The organism is Microcoleus sp. A003_D6 (assembly GCF_036702825.1).
GTDB lineage: Bacteria > Cyanobacteriota > Cyanobacteriia > Cyanobacteriales > Microcoleaceae > Microcoleus.
This window is the reverse complement of sequence record NZ_JAUBWA010000073.1, coordinates 18676-36077: the sequence shown is the minus strand read 5'-3', so window position 1 is coordinate 36077 and position 17402 is coordinate 18676. Positions and strand designations below refer to the sequence as shown.

Here is a 17402-nt window from a genome sequence, read left to right as displayed (position 1 = left end):
TAGAACACTTACTAAGCAAGGGAAACAAGATAGGGCTGACGCACCCTACAATACTATTTTAAATGCTCCACAGCATATTAGATTATAAATTCGCCTTAAGCAAACGTCTTTTCAATCCAGAGCGACTGCTATATTTATCGTGCAGTTGTTGAATCCGTGTTAAAAACTTAATTTGCTGCTTTTGATAATCCGCCAAATCTCGGAGTTTTAAAAGTAAAGGCACTACTTCATCGTAAGACTTAGAAGTTCCTTTTTGAATGAGAGCGTCTATATCTTCCCAAACAGCCGTTTCTCGCTTAGCCAAAGCTTCTAATTCTCTGATGCGTGCAGATTTTACTTCCTGTTCTCTTCTGTATTCTTCCTGTTTTTCTTCCTTTTCTGCGCTTGCTAAAAGCTGACGAATTGTTCGTTTACCGGGATTCTGATCTTGCTTAACTTCTATCATTGCTGATAATTTGTTACGCAATTCAATAGAGAGATTAGATTCTCCTTTGAGTAACCGCAGTAAAAAAGTATCAACTTCATAACGATCGAGTTTTTTGATAGCTTCTGTGATGCTACTTTCGGAAATTGAAGGTTTAGTAACACTCGCACTGATTGCAGCTTTCAGTAGATGCTCATCCACTTCAAAAAGATCGATAAAAGCCTGTAACGATGAAGATAACTTACCGAAATTAGGAGGAACAGGTGGCTCTAGTCCTTCTTTATCATCATTTTCATCATCATTTTCATCATCATCATCTCGCTCATCTTCATCTTCGTCATCGAGTTCATCAAGATAGGTAATCCCTTTCAGCCAAGCTAAATAAAGTAAACGATAATCTCCCTGCAAAATTTCCTGGCGCAAACCTATCAAAGAGGATAAATTTCCTTCTCCCTCTATCCACCCATCAAAACCTTCTTCCTCATTAATAGAAATTTCTAAAATGACAAAATCATTAATTTCCGAAACCTCAACTATATCTTCAACACAATATTTCTGCATCAGTTCGATATCAATCAAACCTTTGGGAAAACGAAACATTAGTTGCAACGATCCCCAATTAGCTATGTAAAACATAGCATCGAAATATTTGACTAATAATTGTTTTTCGTTGCCCGGTAAGTCTCCATAGCTATAAACAAAGATAGCTTTATTAGAGCTTATTTGTGCGCGACTAGAGAGTTGGCTGAGTGCTTCTTGTTCGGATTGAGTCAAACGTCGATCGACGCTTTGAAATTCGTAATATTGATATTCGCTCATTTTCGGTTATTCCAAGTACATAGAAGATATCTGAAAGGCTTCTTCAGGCGTGCCGTAGAAACTGCTATTTCTGAACATACAAGGCTCGTATTTTTCACTGCTATAGGCGTAAAAGCCCAGAGTCCAAGCTTCTTCATCACTAAAGTAACGCAGCCGACACAGGTGAAGGGGGGTATTTCGCCTTTGTTCTAAATATTCTTCACGAGATATGCCAAGCTCTTTGCTCGGAAAATCTAGGGGTATCTCAGGTTCTGTATAGGCATCAATGTAACAAAACTGACTGCGAAAGCGGATGCCTAGGCGAGTGTACTTACCAGCGTAGTTAGCAGCAGCATAATCGAGAATACGCTGCTTCACCCGTTCTTGAACTGCCGGAGGGATTTTCACTCCGCCTGAATGTGGATCTTTTACCCAAGGGGACATTTCGCTGCTCCGGTACAGTGCTGACAAATTTAGTTTAGAATAACTTGATAACCTTAGTGGCTAACATTTCATCAAACTTGATAATCAGATGCTCAAGTATTGTAGGGTGCCACGGCTCCTGTCTCGTTTCCCTTGTAAGCATAAGTGTTCTAGCTGACGCACCCTACAGGCCCCGCCCGGTGGTTTAAATGCACAACAGCTTAGTGGCTAACATTTAATCAAGCTTGATAATCAGATGCTCAAGTTTGCGATCGCCAGATTCAATATAGCTCTAGATATTTCTATTTTTGGAAAAAAGATTACGTTAACAATCAAAATTGCTGAGGCGGGTGACAAGCGCCTTGAGACGATCGCTTACTGGGCAAAAAAAAATAAAGGCTAGAAGTTTTATCTAGCTTTTATTTCATGAAATAAGCTGGTGACAAGACTCGAACTTGCGACAGGCTGATTACAAATCAGCTAGCTTTAACTACTTTTGAGGTAAACCAACGGCTGGAAGCTCTACTAGATACCCTCTGTCAAAGAAACTGGGTATGAGGCGGGTATGAAATTTACCAATACCCAGAATCATGTTTATCACCCCTGATCACAACAAAGATGGTGTAGTAGCTAAGTACGGTAAGGTTTCGGTAGAGCGATTCCAAGGTAGCTATCGTATCCGCTGGCGGTTCAATGGTCAGCGTTACGTAATAACAGTCGGTAAAGCTGACACTGATACTACTCTTAAGGTAGCCAGTGCTAAGGCTCAAGAAATCAACAGCGATATCCTCATGGAACGCTTCGATGAGAGTCTAGCGAAATATTCCCCTAAACACGCACAGGCACTAGCACCTGTAGAACGGGTAGCTAAGGTCAATTTAGCTGATGTTTGGGAACATTACAAGGAAGCGAATGTACAGCGGGTAGCTAAGACAACTCAAAAAAAAGACTGGAAAGAAGTAGAGAGGTGCTTAGCTAAAGTTTCCAGTGAAGCTCTTGACCTTGACAATCCTCACTTACTATTGCAGGAATTATTGGAGCATTACAGTTCCAGCACCCTAAAAAAAGCAATTGCTAACATCAATGCTGCCTGCAACTATTCTGTTGAAACTAAGTTAATCAGTGATAATCCCTATCACAATCTCAAAAAGCAACTGCCTAAAGGACAAAAAAGTAAACGCTCTAAAGAATGCTTTGAGCCTGAAGAAGTTAAAAGCATTATCCAGTCATTCTCAAGTAATGAATTTTGTTCACCTGCTAGTGCTTACTCTCATTCCTACTACTCTGGTTATGTAGAGTTTCTAGCTTTAACAGGTTTCCGACCAGAGGAAGCAATAGCTCTCAATTGGAATGATATCAAAGAAAGAAATGGGAGGACTGTGATAGTGGTTAGTAAAGCCTACTCAAAGGGAGAGTTAAAGGATACTAAAACCCACAATACTCGAATTTTCCCTTGCAATGACCAACTTCTTAGCCTCTTAAGACGCATTCCTAAACGTCAAAATGAAAATAATCTAGTCTTTCCTAGTGTAGAGGGAGGATATCTGAATCAAGATAATTTTCTCAATCGGCAATGGCGACCTGTAGTAATCAAACTGTACCAGTCTGGAAAAATTAGCCAATACCTACCCTGTTATAATCTTCGGCACTCATTCATCACTCGCTTAATTCGGGATGGTTATGATCCATCTACCGTAGCAGCACTGGTAGGCAATAGTCCTCAAGTTATTCTAGACCATTACCTAGCAGCTAAGAAGGATTTAACCTTACCTGAGTTGTAAGTCTCGTAAATAAAACAGAAAATCAAGAGGATAGAGGCGAAAAACTTCTATCCTTTTCATTAATGTGCGTTGGTACGGTAAACCGAACATAAAATACGGTTATTTTAACCTTGCTTACTCTGTCGATTCAATTAACGAGTTGCTATAATGAGTAATAGGTAAACACTGAACCTTGACAATTTAGGAGTCTCTTATTTTCTTGTCTTACAAGCAAGAAGTTAGAGATTCTAGGTTTCTAGCGATTTTGCTATGGCAATCTCCGTTAGAACATTTTAGAGGTGTTTATATGATTATTTTCTCTAGATTTTTTACTATTTTTCAATATGACTAACTACAAAGGAACCGAAGCAATTATTGCTAATAACTTTGCTGATCAGTTAAAGCTTAACAAAGTCACCAAGGATATTTACTTGGAGGGAGAACTATTTGACTTACCTAAGTTTAGGTATCAGGTTTCTCTCCAGCATAATACAGTCCTAAAAAATGATAAGTATATCTATGAACTAGCCCACATCTACGCTAGTAAAAATCTCTTCTCTCCCTTAGAGGATTACTTAAGTGAATGCGAGTCTAAGTTCCCAGATAGAGACTACAAAGATGTTTTTAGAGAGCTTAATGAGAAAGTCCTACATATTGACCCTGATTCCTTAGAAGGAGTATTTTTACCTAAGACTTTAGTAGGTGCAGTAGCTAGAGTATTTCAGCCCGGTTGTCAATTTGATACTGTACTTATACTTAAAGGTTCTCAAGGGTTTTATAAGACTTCTTTCTTCAAAGCATTAGCAGGAGAGGACTTATTTACTTCTATGACTTTGCAAGCTTATAGCAAAGATGAACAGATGGTTTGCAATAGTAAGTGGATTATTGAGCTAGGAGAGTGTGAAGATAGTCTTACACCTTATCTCTTAAGTAAATTAAAGGGGTTTATTACGAAAACAAGCGACACCTATCGCAAGCCTTATGATAGTAAACCGATTACAATCCCTCGACAGTTTATTCTGGTAGGTACAACGAACAAAGATAAGTTTTTAGTTGATCCTACAGGTAATAGAAGATTTTGGGGCTTAGATGTAAACGAGAAAATAGATATTGACTGGGTAAAAGAAAATAGAGATTTGATTTGGGCTAGTGCTGTTAAAGCCTATAAAGATAATTATCCTATCTACTTAAATGAAACTGAGCAAGAAATGCTTAATGCCGCAAATAAAAAATATGAAGCAAATGATATGTGGGAAGATATAGTAGCTGATTGGGTAGAGAAACAACAAGAGCCTTTTGTTTTGAGTGATGTCTTAACACAGGCTATAGGAAAAGAACCTAAGTCTTGGACTAGAAAAGATGAAGAAAGGATTACTAATATTATGACAGGTTTAGGCTTAGAAAAACCAACTAAAGCTAGTAGAGTCAACGGTAAGTCGGGTAAATACTGGCAAGTACCTGTGGCTGTAACTAGGTAATCGCTCAGTTACGGTTGAGTTACACGCTGAATCCTTTATATATCAAGGGGTTCAGCTATTTTGTAACTGTGTAACCGTGTAACTGTAAAATTTTAACTAATCGTTTAGAGCGATCGGTCAATCTAGTTAATTGATAGACCCGGAGAAAATAAATATCCAATGGTGTTAAAGTTAGTTGAGTTACAGTTACATAGTTACATAGTTACACTTGTCAGGATAAAGTCACCTACTGAGAAAGAGCTAAAACTATTGCTATATAATTTTAAGGTTTCAGACAATTAGGTGATTTAAGTCACAGTATCTGCCAGAGGATGACTGTTAAATTCATAATAATAATTACCAAAAACTAGGGGGGTTAAGTTTTTTTTATGGAAGCTGCCAAATCTCTCTTATTAAATGAAGAGTTTACACCTGATGATGATAGACTAAACTATCAATCCTATGTGAATTTCCTTCTAACTTGTAATGTATGTGGAGAAGCTGTTTTTTTAAAGCAAGGTAGAGAGAGAGCTTCTCACTTCTCTCATTACAAAGATACAGGCAAGAATGATTGTTGCTTGAGAACTGAGAGCAATACCAATACACGAGACACTGATTCAGAGGGTAAAAAACAAAGTTTAGAAAAGTTCCAGAAAAAAATTCAAAAAATTATTTACGAAGGGATAATTAAATATCAAAAAATTTCATGCTCTCAGCTTGACGATGCCAGACACCGTAAAATCTTACTCGCTCGGATAGATCAAGGTAAAAGCTTAGTTAATCAATTTTATATTGATATTAATTTATGGTTGAGTCGGTTTTACGATAAAAGAGAACCTATTAAAAAATTTGCATTATCTTCGTATCATAATAACTCCTCTGAAATACAGCGCCTAGTTGTTTCAAATATAGTTCATTACTTGTGCCTTCCTGCTAGTGAGAATATTTTAGGAAACCTCCTTTACTATGTGTTTTTTTTATTAAATAAAGAGGTCAACCTTAATAACGATTTCGAGGTAGTTCGCTCTAAAGTCATTGAGTTAATACATTATGCTAATTGGGAAAAAGAATATAAACGAGCAAAAGAAAGTTCAACATTTAATGAGTTCCCAGGCTATACACACCCCAATCTACCCCCTAAACCTACTAAATTAGAGAATGAGGTTGTAGGGACAGGTACGGTCTTATTCTATGACGTAATAGGCACTACTCCTATGTCATTAAGACTTACTCCTAGTGAGACAGGGTACAAATTAGTTGGTCTACCCGTTAAACTTCCCGATGAATTACTTTACGATCATGCTCGTTATGTAGTCTCAAATCTAGGTTCTAACTCTATAGGATGGCTTAACAATCAAGTTTTAAGTCTCAAATCTCAGACAATTAATCGAGTAGGAAACTACACAAAGGATCAAATGATTCAACTGTTTAATGCTCTTATTACAGGAGTGTTAGAAGGCAAGAAACTAGCCCCGGCATCAATCCTAGAGAGTAAAAACAAACTCAAAAAATATCTCTCTAGTCAGCCTTTCTACTCTAACCCACTAGACCAATACTACTCTTTCTATACTCTTGCGGTAGTTCAAATTATAAGAGAGTTAGAGACAGAGTATTACACGTATCGGCTAACTAATTTTGGAGATGAAAGAGGACTAGCAAAAAGTAACTTATCCTCAGTGCTTAACTGGGTTCGCAGGTTATCCTACACGCTCAAAACCACATTCAAAGACCAAAGACCAACCTTTGATCAAATTAAAAATCATCTTGAGTCTACTTTCAAGTATCAAGGGTGCAAGCTCAGGGTCTATCAATCCAAAAACATCTTTTTCGAGATAGAGGCAAACAATCAAACGGTATCAAAGCAAAGTATTGCCATAGTAGATCCGGCTATTCCTAGCAATAAGGATACTAGATGGATTACACCTACTAAGATTAACGGTAGATGTGAGTTTGTGCATAATCGAGTATTCTATCAAGCTCTTAAATGCTCTCAGTTAGATGATGACATCATTGTAGTAGCCAAGCGTCAACTGCATAAAGTCTGTGATAAATTTATTGCAGCGAACAGAAATAAGTTATCGGGGGAGAATACTATCGCTCAAACTACAAAGTTACCTGAGATGTTAGGATTCTCTGAAAAATCAAAAGGGTTCTCAGGCATTAAGAAAACCTTTTTAAAATTTCTTAGACCGTTCTGTATTGAGTCAGAAGTCACACTTGGCAAGGTAGTTAATCTTAAAACGGGGAAGATGTTTAATGAGTATGATGCTAGTGAGCTATTCGAGAAAATGTGTATTAACTGGAAACAATGGAACACTAACAAGCAAGAAACAGTTGATCTAGGTAAAGTTACGTTCAAAAAACCAGATCCGGGCAAACTAATGTTAGAGGTACATAACACAATCAAAGCTAACCCCAAGCTGTCTACTTTAATCTGGGATGACTTAATCAACACTTTTTACCATCTCTCAGATTTATCTATCGGGTTTAAATGTTCAAATGGTGTCATCCTTACTCCTTTCGATATCTATCCGACCGATATAGAACGCTGGGAACATCGGATTAAGGTTCAGTTGATTTCAATCATAAAAGAGGGAGATAAAACTCGCACATTAGGAATAGAAAGCTTGCTACAACGTGACATTTATAGTCTCTACAGCTTGTTAAACCGTCTGCAACCAGGATGGGATAACAATGAAGACATCAATAAACACTTACAGGCTTTACACGACACTCTAGCAGCAGAGGGTGATAATGAAGCTATACCCGAAATACTAGACACTGTAGAGGAAACACAAAACCATTTAGAGTCTAGCTCAGAAGTTCTAGAGGTTAACCCTGAAATTACACAACCAATAGAGACTACTGGGGAAGTTAGCCAAGTGTTAGAGGTTATCCCTGAGAATGTAGAGGAAATAACAGATCCTATATCACATAGCTCAGAAGTTATAGAGGTTAAGGAAGAAACAGAGCAAAAGTTAGAAAGTAACAAAATTAAGCCCTACTTATTAGATGGTAGTAAGGCAGTATCAGGAGAATTAGTCTTTAAAGGTATATTGGGAACTGTCCCTTGTATCCTTAAGATGACTGCAAAAGGTAGATTATACGACATTCAATCTCTACCTATCAAGGTTAATCCTTTAGCTTTGGCTCAATATATCTCGTATCATCAACCTAAGTTAGTCGCATTGACATACTTAGATCGCACAATAAAGAAGTATCAGGCAATGAACGTTAAGCTTGATAAACTGAGAGAAAAAATCGAGTTAATCTCTTTGCTTGAAACTTTGTACCGTGGTCTACTCTCAGGAATAAAGCCAAATGCAGGGGATGTTCTAGCAGCAACCAAAACGATCGAGAAATACTTGGACAAAGCACAGTATCATAGTTTAGTTGATGATTATTATCGGTTCCATAACTTAGGCACAGGTCAATTCTTACAGCAAGTGAACACAGAACGCTATCAATACTTAGTTACAGACTACGGTAAGAATTTTCGCAGGGGTACAGGTTCTGATGTTAACTCAGTAATTAATTGGGTTAGAAATTGTCCGAGAAATCTAAATGAACGGTTCGGACATAAAGCAGCAGAAATTGACGAGATCAAGTGTTATCTTGAGAAATCTTTCAATGATCGATTCTCCAAAAATGTCCAAGTAGTCATTTATGAAAGAGGACAAAAGTTCTTAGAAATCTATCACAAGGGAGAATTAGAGATTAAGCAATTGATTTCTATTGTCAGTCCCTCTACTGATAAGAAAAAAACCAATCTAATCTCGACTGACACTAACTTTAAACCAGAGTACGGAACTGATAATGAGTTTCAGCAGTTTTTACAATGCTCCGAGTATGAGTCAGCGTTAATTTTCTCTACTCGACAACAGTTAATTAAGATGGTACAGAAGTATGTTCGATCTAACTACTTAATCCTTACTGGTGAAGGTAAAGTGTTTAAGGAAACTAGAATCACTCAGTTAATAGGTCTTGACCAATGCAACACTCGATATGGGGGAGTAATTAAGACTTTCTTAAAATACGTCCGACCTTATCTCGATCAAGCTTCCCAAAATGTAGGTAAAGGAGAGTTAATCAGCTTAGATACTCTTAAGACTTACAGTGAAAAAGATGCTTATGAGCTAGTAGGAGAGATGACTAATCAATGGAAAAATTGGAAACATAAAGACCAGGAAACAATCAAGCTAGGGGAATCAATAATCAAGAAACCAGATCCGGGGACATTGATGTTAGCTGTTAATGCTGCGATCTATCAAAACCCACATCATGATCAAATTATCTGGCGAGATATAATTGATATTTTCTACCAATTGTCAGAATATCCATTAGGTTTCCGAGCCTCTAATGGTGTTGTGCTTACTCCTCATAGCTTTTATGAGTCAGGAGTTATCCGCCACACTCACCGGATCAAACTTCAATTAATCGATCTACTGAGAAAAGAGCAAAAAACAAAACAAGACAAAGCACACAATAGTCTAAAGCAAGCATCTACTACTGAGGAAAAACAGAAAGCAATGGAGGAAATAGAACTGGTAAAGGTTACTAACCCTGGTAGCATTGAAGCTTGGTTACAGCAGCCCATTAAAAAGCTCTATGACAATCTAGAGTCTTTAGATCCACAATGGGAAATTAACCTTGCTAACCCTGATATCCTCAAACACTTAGAGGCAATGCACGATGCTCTAGTTCTAGCAACACAAGCAGAGGCTAACGATTAAGACTAATTAGCTAGGGTATACCCGGTAAGTTATCCTAGCTCTTTCTACTAAGCTGTTATACCTTAACTATCTGGTAGTTAGTAGAGTCGCAAAACCTCCTCCTAGGAGAAAACTGTAAACACAACAAAAGTAGAGGTAATGTAAGATGGGTAGCTTAAATTGGGGCGCTTTAAACCTTTCCTTTGTTCAATCTTCCTGTGAAAAGAGGTTATTCTTTTATCGTGTAGGTAAAGGGAAGAAAAATAAAAAGGGAGAAATCACCTATAAAAAAATTAAAGGTGATCCTCTTATAAGGTTCTATTGGCTTAAATAAAATTACCAAAAAGAAGGAGAGCTAAGTTTTATGACAGCAGAATCAGAAGTAGCTATTTCTTTTGCAATATCTATTTTCTCCAATGAGGAATTTAAAGCCGATGATAATAGACTAAACTATGACTCCTATGAAGAGCTAGGTCTAATTTGTGGTCAATGTAGAGAACTTGTCTTTTTTAAGCAAGGTACAAAAAGAATTTCTCACTTCTCTCATTTCAGAGATACAGGCAAAGATTGTCCGTGGAGAACAGAGATCCATAGTAATACACAATCTAGTGATTCATATAAGAGAGAACAAAGCTTACAAAAATTCCAAACTAAATTTAGAGGGATTATTGAAGAAGGGATAATCAAATATCGACAAATATCATCTTCTCAGCTTAATACTCAAATAGCTGAAGGTAAAAGCTTAGTTTCTACCTATAAGATTGATATCGAATCTTGGCTAAGGTGGTTTAATCAAAATAGAAAACAACTGGGAAATCTCGCTAAAAGTTTGTATCAAAGTAATGAGTTAGTATCTGAGTCAAATCAGAGGATTATTTTAAATCTTATTGATTATTTGTGTGTTCCTGCTAGTGAATATATTTTGAGAGATATCCTTTACTATGTATTTGGTTTATTGGATAAAGAGATATCTCTTAAGAAATATTTAGAAGAGGTTTGCTCTAAAGTCATTGAATTAATGAGTTATGCTGAGTGGGAAAAAGAGTATAAACGAGCAAAAGAAGGTGTGAATTTTTCTTCCTCTCTAAAAGTAAAATCTACTACTGAGACGGAAGTTGCAGCAACAAAACCAACTGAAAAACTAGCCAACGAGTGTCTAGGGGAAACCGAAAATTCGTCTAGTTTCAATACAGTATCCCTAGAGGAAGTAGCCAATCCTATAGTGTCCGATTCTATAGCTTTTGAAGGGATTAAACACCCAAATCTACCTATCAAACCCCCTAAACCTGCAACGATTACAGAGAGAGTAGAACCCAAACCGATTAAGATCGATGGTAGAAGAACTAACGATCATGAATTACAGCTAAGAACAATCTTAGGTAATATCCCGTGTATACTCACTGTGAAGAAGTCTAATCAACAATGGCAGTTAGTAGCTTTACCTATAAAGGTGAACCCCGTTAAGATGACTGTGTATCTTTCTGATAAGCTAGCATCTAAGGCTTTATTAGAGTACATAGGTAAGCAGGTATCTGAGCTAGTCTCTACTCTAACTAAGAATAGTGAGGACATTTTAAGGTTAAGCGAAAAGTTGTCGAGTCTACCTGATGACATTCAATTATCCCCACTAATTAGAACGATCGAGAATGATATAGCACAGCTAGAAAAGTCAAATACTAGCATCAATCTAATCATCTCTCAATTAGACCAACTAGCATCAAGTATCAAATCAGGTATCAAACCGGATAAAACCGATGTATTAGCAGCTACTCAATCAATACGATCGATACTCAACGATAACCACGTAAAGCATGAAAGTAGCTACTCCGATGATTATTACAGGTATCATGTACTCGGAAACCTGAAGATAATAGAGACAGTTGAAACTGAGCTTCCTACTTACTCAATGACTATCTTAGGAGATGAAAGAGATACAAGACGATCCAATATTCCCCTAGTTATGAATTGGTTGCGAAGGGTTCCTCAAATATTATCTAAGCATTTTGGAGAGGATTATCCTACTAATGATGACATAAAATCTCACTTGATGTCTGTTTATCCCTTCTACAAAAGAAGATTAAAAGAAGGCGATAAGTTAGATAAATCTTACGTTCACTTAGAATCTGAGATGATCATTAAGGTTACAAACAAAGTAATAATTGATATCTACTTTAATGGGGAGATTCAGACAAAACAGCTACTATCTATTACTAAGCCTGTGGACGGCTCTAATCGTCAAGGTAAGATCCCGGTCAAAGTAACATCTAGCTTAGGGTTTTCTCTGGATAATCTTCTGTCATTCCTCAAATGTACTAATAAGAGAAAAGACTTCGATCTACTTCAAAAAACACAAAGCAACCTAAATGCTATATGTCAGAAATTCGTCAACAATAACCTTCGACTATTTTCAAGGGAAAGAGAAAACAGAACTACTCAAGTAACCTCTACTAAGGATTTACTAGGATTTACTGGTAATTCATTAGGACTGCCACAAGTTTTAAAGCAGTTTAAAAAGTTTACTACTCCATACACTAAGGATTCAGAGGTAGAGCTAGGAAAATTAATCAATCTTCTAACTCTAGAAACTTACGATCAGCACGATATACAGACACTGTTCGAGGCTATGATAAAAAACTGGAAAGCATGGTGCAAATCGGATTCAGTTGACCTTGCAGGAGTAGAAATCAGTCGCAAAAATCCCGGTGACTTATTGGCTAGTGTCTACCATAAGACTAGAGGGCAACACTCTCAGGTTATCTGGGGAGTATTCATTGACGAGTTATACCTTCTATCTAATCTCAAGATAGGTTTCAGAACTAACGAGGGTGTACTTTTAACACCTTCGAGCTTATTACCTACTCAAAAACAAACTTGGCAATACCGTATCAAAATTCAGTTAATTGACATTTTCTATACTGGACAGTGTGAAAAACTGAGTGAGGCTGAGTATCTAATGAAAAACGAGAAAACCAGAGAGGAAGGAAAAGCATTAAGAGACAAAGCAAGAATAGGGGCGGTTGAGTCTTGGTTGCAGTCTGACATTGCTTATTTATATAGCAAGTTAGACCAAGTAAGACCTAACTGGGGTTCCCTAATTCATCAAAATGTACAATCTCATTTAGAAACTCTAGAGAAGTCTTTAGAGATAGCTTCTCAGATTTAGTAAAGCCAACGCCACGATCTACTAATGAACCCTTACCCTACTACAGAGTCAACCAGTTTTAAATCCTATCTAGGTTAGTTTTACTTCGCACTTTTTATACACTACTAAGATAGGACATTATATCTAAAAGTGATATAGGAAAGTATATATGAAATATGAGAATCTATAGGAACACAGTAGAGACGATAGCGATAGATGGTTGAGGTTAGAGTAACCCGCTTTCCCTATGTGCTTCTATTACATAATTTATTTCAATGCAAACTCAATGTTCTATAACTCAAACAAATCATATTATGTGCCTCTAGATTGAGCTATATGGAGCGATAAGGTACGTAGGGGTATGAATCTACATTTATTGTGTAGAGGAGCCTTAAAACTCGATTTAAGAGGGATAGAGTGAGATGTGACAGCTTAGGGTCTAGGCAAGTAGAGTTATTAGGCAGTAATTATCTTTCTATCTAAATAATTTTGATTTACTTATAAAGCCAAGCTTTAATAGCTTAGTTGGGTATGAAACAGGTATTGTGGTTCTAGACCCACTTCATACCTAGAAATGGGCAGAAGGCTAGAAGTTTTATCTAACCTTGGTTTGAGCTATAAGCTGGTGACAAGACTCGAACTTGCGACAGGCTGATTACAAATCAGCTACTCTACCAACTGAGTTACACCAGCAGTGAAACTTAATATAGCAAACTTATAGTCATCAGCGCAACCCCCCCAGCCATTTTTTTTTCAAATTCGCCCAAAACCCCTCCCCGTAAGGGACAAACCGGAATTGTCCTCTCCTGGGCGCACCCGGAGATCGGAAACCGGGTTTCTTCCGATATTTCTCGTCACTCAACCCAAATTTTCTCAGAAACCCGGTTTCTCGCTTCCGTGGGTAAATTTTGTTGAACTTCTCGCTGCGGGCTTTAAAGCGGGCGGACTCGCAGCCAAAGCAGATTATCTAAACTACTGACTAAGGACTAATGACTAATGACTAATGACTAAGGACTAATCGCAGCGCCAAATCTTGATCGTTTCATCAGCACTTCCACTGACAAGTATATTGCCCGAAGGTGCGATCGCCACCGAGTACACCGTACCCGAATGTCCCTTAAGAGCGCTCAACAGCTCCCCCGTCTGCAAATTCCAAATATTAATAGTATTATCATCGCAGCCGCTAGCCAAAGTCAAACCGTCCCCACTGATAGCAACCGAATCGCCCCGACTCACATAATTCTGCAAAATATGCAGCGCCTCATTCATTCCTAAATTCGCTACACCCTTTCCTTTGGCAGAATTAGTATTTAAAATCCGCAACAAACTGCCCGTATGCAAATTCCGCAGCTTAATAGTATAATCATTGCTGACGCTAGCAAGAATCTGACCGTCCGGCGCGATCGCCACAGAATTCACCCCAACATTCAACCCCGAAAGAGTCCGCAGCAACTTGCCGCTTTCCACATCCCAAACCTTGCTCGTCGCATCACTACTGCCACTCGCCAATATTTTACCGTCTGGGCTAAAAACCACCGCATTCACATTGTCAGAATGACCCATCAAAGTCCGCAGCAACTCACCACTCCGCAAATTCCAAAGCTTAATCGTATTATCACCGCCGCAGCTAGCAATTACCTGGCGCTTCGGATTAATAGCCACCGAATTCACCTCCATAGAATGTCCCGGAAAAGTACACAGCAAATCACCGCTGTGCAAATTCCAAAACTTAATTGTTTCGTCCGAACTGCCGCTGACCAACATTTTTCCGTCAGAGCTAATAGCAACCGAATTTACGCGATCGGAATGTCCCGTCAGAGTGCCAATTAATTCCGCCGTTTCTAAATTCCAAAGCTTAATAGTTTTATCCCAACTGCCGCTAGCCAGAATTTTGCCGTCAGGACTAATCGCCAGAGAATTCACAAACGATGAATGTCCAGGCAGCGTATATACGCACCGCCATTTCAGATTTTTAAATTTGTGAGCTAATTCCTTCGCCCGCACAGATGCCGCCGTTTCTTCCTGTCTGCGTTTGAGTTCAACCTCCTCCAAACGCTTGCGTTCCGCCCTAGCTTTCGCCTCTCGCAGCGCCAGCCTCCGCATCTCTCCTTTATAGGTTATTCGCTGCTGCTCCTGAATTTCTTTAAGAGTTTCCATATACGGTAGGGCCCAATCTTTAGAAAACCATTCCTGAGCAAATTCCGCCTCTAAATTAAATAGCTGAGGTTCGTGAGTAAAATCGATATTCAAATAATATAAATCAGCTAAAAAAGCAGCCAATAACTTGTGAATAGTCACTATTATTTGCCGAATAATCCGCAGGCTCCGCTTTTCATCTTTTCCCTCCGCTTCCAACTGGTGGTAAACTTCTTCCCAATTCCAAGGCTGCATCGCGACTAGAGAAACGCTCTGATTGATGATTCCCCAAAAACCGACATGAAAATTAACTTCATAATCGCTAATATCGCTGTACAGTATAGCTGTCGGTACGGGAGACAAAACAGTCTGCAACCGCTCCACATCAATATCAGAAATCGATTTTTTGAAATAGTCTCCGTAAAACTGAACCGGGCACAAATCTCCGTGCTGGGGGTAGTGCTGGTTCAAAAAAGCTCTCAACTTACCCGGCAGCTCGATATTCAGATTGTGGCGAAACGAATCCGGGCAATCTTGGCTAATTTTTGCGGGAGCAACTAACAGCAGCAATCGGTGCTGCTGCTGCTGCAAAATCTGTTCAGTTTCCTGCCTGCTCAAATTAGAAAACCAGTTGTCCCTGTCCCAAATAGTTTGAATTTCGCTCAGCTTAACTCGAATTGCTTCTGATTGAAACTCCCGCATTAACTCGCGGCAAAGCCGGCTCATTGCCCGCTTATCTCTCACTTCTTCTGCCTTAATTCGATTAGCGCGTTCTTGCTTTACCCATTCTTCTTCTGCGCCGGCGATCTCGATTAATTCTTGTTCTCTCGCCTGTTGCCGCTGCAAATATCTCACTTGCGCTTTAATCCAGCGGGGGTCTTTTTTGATTTGCTGGTTCAAAGCTGAAGAACCAGAGGGTTCAATTTCTGCATAGCGTTCGTTGACAGCACTTGCTCCCAATCTTTCTCCCAATTCGCAGGCTACAGGCTTCAACAGTTCAATTAGGGTGTCTGAGACGGGGCGGGGTAAGGACATACCAGTTAAAACTTTTTCTTAGTTAAGGGCGATCGCGCGAGTCAGGCGCATCCCCCCTGGGGCGGGACTCTTACATTTGGGCGATCGGTCGATGGTATCCGTAAGGCGTATCGTGCAGCCGCGCAAGCTTAGCACCTTGACTCGATCGTAGTGTTTATACGGTTTACATTTTACCCCGAATCTGAATCGAAAACACCGACGGAAAAGACTTCAGGATATTCGATCGACCCTGAGTTCACCCAATTCGTTTTTTTTGTTGCCATTTGACTCGCTCTTGTCTATAATCGTACTTCACAACCATAATTACGGTATTCCGACCTAATAACCGTACTTTCTCGCTTAGGAACAAATATAATGAGCCCGTGGCAACGCCTAACTCAACACCTTCACTGGCTGCAACAGCCACCAGCCAGCACAAATCAATCATTTACGGCGCTGAAAAGATTTGTGTCGCTATTTTTAGTGGGAATAACTTTAAGTGTGGCCGTTGCATCCTGCGGCCAGGGAACGAGCAACAACCCCGCAGCCACTCCAGGCGGTGCTAGCCCAGCAGCCAACAAAGGCAACGTAGAATTAACCCTAGTATCCTTCGCCGTCACCAAAGCCGCCCACGAAGCCATAATTCCCAAATTTGTAGAACAGTGGCAAAAAGAAAAAGGCCAAACCGTCACCTTCAACCAAAGCTACGGCGGTTCCGGTTCCCAAACTCGGGCCGTAATTGACGGTTTAGAAGCAGACATCGTACACCTAGCCCTCGCCCTCGACACAGCAAAAATCGAAAAAGCCGGACTCATTGAGCCTGGGTGGGAAAAAGAAGTTCCCAACGAAGGCATAGTCAGCAAATCCGTAGGAGCAATAGTCACCCGCGATGGCAATCCCAAAGGCATCAAAACCTGGGAAGATTTAAGCAAAGACGGAGTAAAAGTGATTACTGCCGATCCTAAAACATCAGGCGTTGCACGCTGGAATTTCCTCGCACTTTGGGGATCTGTTGTTAAAACCGGAGGAGACGAAACCAAAGCATTGGACTTGACTACTAAAGTCTACAAAAACGTTCCGATTCTGACTAAAGATGCCCGCGAAGCCACTGATGTATTTTTCAAACAAGGCCAAGGCGACGCCTTAATTAACTACGAAAACGAGATTCTTCTGGCAGGTGAGAAAGGCGAAAAACCGACTTATACTATTCCCGAAGTCAATGTGTCGATCGACAATCCGATTGCCATCGTCGATAAAAACGTTGATAAACACGGTACTCGCGAAGTCGCAGAAGCATTTGTCAAGTTTCTCTACACCCCAGAAGCTCAGCGAGAATTTGCCAAAGTCGGCTTCCGCCCAGTAGATGCGACAGTAGTGGCAGAACCAGAATTTGTCAAAAAATATGCCCCCATCAAAACCCTATTTACAGCTCAAGACTTAGGAGGTTGGGGAGATATTCAGCAGAAATTCTTCGATGACGGAGCTATTTTTGACAAAATTCAAGGTTCAATTAGACAGTAAAAAAACAGAATGGCC

Annotated in this window: 8 protein-coding genes and 2 tRNA genes; 5 read left to right on the top strand and 5 right to left on the bottom strand. The window is 39.3% G+C overall.

Going from position 1 to position 17402, the window contains the following annotated elements:
- Nucleotides 1-82: 82 nt before the first annotated feature.
- From QUB70_RS19865 to QUB70_RS19855, 3 genes are all read right to left on the bottom strand, one after another.
- Nucleotides 83-1243 (bottom strand): hypothetical protein, encoded by a 1161-nt coding sequence (locus tag QUB70_RS19865; RefSeq protein WP_332982934.1) that lies wholly within the window; start codon nucleotides 1241-1243, stop codon nucleotides 83-85.
- Nucleotides 1244-1249: 6 nt separating this feature from the next.
- Nucleotides 1250-1630, bottom strand: a complete 381-nt coding sequence (locus tag QUB70_RS19860; RefSeq protein WP_332982933.1) for a hypothetical protein — start codon at nucleotides 1628-1630, stop codon at nucleotides 1250-1252.
- 448 nt (nucleotides 1631-2078) lie between these two features.
- A tRNA-Thr gene (locus tag QUB70_RS19855) sits at nucleotides 2079-2157 on the bottom strand.
- 78 nt (nucleotides 2158-2235) lie between these two features.
- Here QUB70_RS19855 and QUB70_RS19850 point away from each other — a divergent pair.
- The 4 genes from QUB70_RS19850 (at nucleotide 2236) to QUB70_RS19835 (ending at nucleotide 12737) form a co-directional block, all read left to right on the top strand.
- A complete protein-coding gene (locus tag QUB70_RS19850) occupies nucleotides 2236-3426 on the top strand; it encodes a tyrosine-type recombinase/integrase (RefSeq protein ID WP_332982932.1) in 1191 nt (396 codons plus the stop codon).
- A 323-nt stretch (nucleotides 3427-3749) separates the two neighbouring features.
- Nucleotides 3750-4883 carry a virulence-associated E family protein gene (locus QUB70_RS19845; RefSeq protein ID WP_332982930.1) on the top strand — a complete coding sequence of 378 codons (1134 nt, stop codon included), beginning with the start codon at nucleotides 3750-3752 and terminating at the stop codon, nucleotides 4881-4883.
- 368 nt (nucleotides 4884-5251) lie between these two features.
- Entirely contained in the window at nucleotides 5252-9595 is a 4344-nt protein-coding gene (locus QUB70_RS19840; RefSeq protein ID WP_332982929.1) for a competence protein CoiA family protein, read from the top strand.
- A gap of 343 nt (nucleotides 9596-9938) precedes the next feature.
- The gene (locus QUB70_RS19835) at nucleotides 9939-12737 is read left to right on the top strand and encodes a competence protein CoiA family protein (protein ID WP_332982928.1); all 2799 of its coding nucleotides are present in this window, start codon (nucleotides 9939-9941) and stop codon (nucleotides 12735-12737) included.
- Between the two features lie 599 nt (nucleotides 12738-13336).
- Here QUB70_RS19835 and QUB70_RS19830 read toward each other — a convergent pair.
- Together QUB70_RS19830 and QUB70_RS19825 are read right to left on the bottom strand one after the other, a co-directional pair.
- A tRNA-Thr gene (locus tag QUB70_RS19830) sits at nucleotides 13337-13409 on the bottom strand.
- Nucleotides 13410-13730: 321 nt separating this feature from the next.
- Nucleotides 13731-15887: a WD40 repeat domain-containing protein gene (locus QUB70_RS19825; protein ID WP_332982927.1), complete on the bottom strand. Its 2157-nt coding sequence runs from the start codon at nucleotides 15885-15887 to the stop codon at nucleotides 13731-13733.
- 354 nt (nucleotides 15888-16241) lie between these two features.
- Between QUB70_RS19825 and QUB70_RS19820 the strand changes: the two genes are divergently transcribed.
- Nucleotides 16242-17387, top strand: coding sequence for a sulfate ABC transporter substrate-binding protein (locus tag QUB70_RS19820; RefSeq protein ID WP_332982926.1), 1146 nt, complete (start codon nucleotides 16242-16244; stop codon nucleotides 17385-17387).
- Nucleotides 17388-17402 lie beyond the last annotated feature (15 nt).

Excerpts from the sequence above, each read along its gene's own strand:
- QUB70_RS19820 (WP_332982926.1), top strand. The coding sequence starts at position 16,242 with ATGAGCCCGTGGCAACGCCTAACTCAACACCTTCACTGGCTGCAACAG.
- QUB70_RS19850 (WP_332982932.1), top strand. The coding sequence starts at position 2,236 with ATGTTTATCACCCCTGATCACAACAAAGATGGTGTAGTAGCTAAGTAC.
- QUB70_RS19840 (WP_332982929.1), top strand. The coding sequence starts at position 5,252 with ATGGAAGCTGCCAAATCTCTCTTATTAAATGAAGAGTTTACACCTGAT.
- QUB70_RS19835 (WP_332982928.1), top strand. The coding sequence starts at position 9,939 with ATGACAGCAGAATCAGAAGTAGCTATTTCTTTTGCAATATCTATTTTC.
- QUB70_RS19845 (WP_332982930.1), top strand. The coding sequence starts at position 3,750 with ATGACTAACTACAAAGGAACCGAAGCAATTATTGCTAATAACTTTGCT.
- QUB70_RS19825 (WP_332982927.1), bottom strand. The coding sequence starts at position 15,887 with ATGTCCTTACCCCGCCCCGTCTCAGACACCCTAATTGAACTGTTGAAG.
- QUB70_RS19865 (WP_332982934.1), bottom strand. The coding sequence starts at position 1,243 with ATGAGCGAATATCAATATTACGAATTTCAAAGCGTCGATCGACGTTTG.